Origin of the sequence: Bartonella sp. AA16NXGY (assembly GCF_042197325.1) — a bacterium.
In the GTDB taxonomy this organism is placed as follows: Bacteria; Pseudomonadota; Alphaproteobacteria; order Rhizobiales; family Rhizobiaceae; genus Bartonella.
The window spans coordinates 1-1359 of the sequence record NZ_JBHIRR010000053.1 but is presented as its reverse complement, the minus strand read 5'-3'; the positions used below and the strand labels follow the sequence as shown (position 1 = coordinate 1359).

General features: G+C 38.5%; 2 tRNA genes. Both read left to right on the top strand.

Going from position 1 to position 1359, the window contains the following annotated elements:
• The first annotated feature begins 557 nt into the window (after positions 1-557).
• Positions 558-634, top strand: a tRNA-Ile gene (locus ACFINK_RS09295).
• Positions 635-888: 254 nt separating this feature from the next.
• Positions 889-964, top strand: a tRNA-Ala gene (locus ACFINK_RS09290).
• The last annotated feature ends 395 nt before the right edge of the window (positions 965-1359 follow it).

Below are 1359 nucleotides of genomic sequence, written 5' to 3'. Positions count from 1 at the left end.
TAACAAGGTAGCCGTAGGGGAACCTGTGGCTGGATCACCTCCTTTCTAAGGATGATCAAGAATAGGGTTTTTTAAAATCCCTCCCTTTTTGATCTGATTAGACACAAGGTTTAAACTTAGTCAGTTTAAACTGTGCATATGACGCTAACTCTCAATGAGTCCCTCTCACAAAAAGAGACCCCTCTTTGTAACTAAAGAGGATCCCCCCCCGTCTCTTTGAGGCCCCTACCTCTGTTGAGAGAAATATTTGAGGGCTTAGTGCTCATGTGTTGACAATATAAAAGCAGACGTGCCGTCTTCGTTTCTCTTTCTTCAGATGATGATCCCAAGCCTTCTGGCGATCTCTTAAAATAAAGCCTCACATCATAATCACTCCACGTTTTTCAAAGAAAAACATGTGTTTCAAGATACCGTGGTTTCTAAAAACCATGGATTTATTAAAACTTATGGATTTTAAAAAGAGGCTTTAAAAGGAAATGACTAAAAAGGAAGCTACTTAAAAAGCTTTTCCAGTGACTTAAGATGATACCGGGGAAGGTTTTCCGGTTTATCCCGGAGGGCTTGTAGCTCAGTTGGTTAGAGCGCGCGCTTGATAAGCGTGAGGTCGGAGGTTCAAGTCCTCCCAGGCCCACCAATTTATGCTCGTTTTTTGCTTATCCAAGAGTATGAAGCTTCAGCGTATTAAAAACGCTTCAATCTTTGTTTATTTTTAAAGATTTTATTTTATCATCCAAAGATTATTTGTTAAATTTATCCTATTAAGCTTTCAAAAGAGGCTTTTAAAACCCCTTTCGTGGTACAGATAAATTTAAATGATGCAAATCAAAATAATACAGGGAATGCAAGTTGATAAATCTGGTTAAGGTTGATTTGAAAGAGCATTATTTAGGGGCCGTAGCTCAGCTGGGAGAGCACCTGCTTTGCAAGCAGGGGGTCGTCGGTTCGATCCCGTCCGGCTCCACCATTTAGGTCATCATCATGTTGTAAGAACACGGTTTAGTAAAAGGTCCAGTGATCTTTTGCTTGTTCTATTGAAATTGTGAAGAGAAGATATATTCAGACATGTTCCTTTTTTAAGGTTCCTTCTGAGGTACAAGTTTTTTGTTAAGAAAAATACTTTCTTGGGAAAATGCTTGTTGTCGAAAAAAGGTTTTGGAAAACAGATTTTAAAAAAGATCTTGAAAGAAAAATCTTTCTTCCGAAGAGGAAATCTTAATTTAGAAGGAAATCTTAATTTAGAAAAAGAGACATGTGTCGCAAGGGAATGCTCAAAGCCCTTGCATATGATTGGAAGCTTAACCGCGCCATTGAATATATCTCGAGAAGCTGGTCTTTTCTGCTGATATTTGGTTTGTTTTG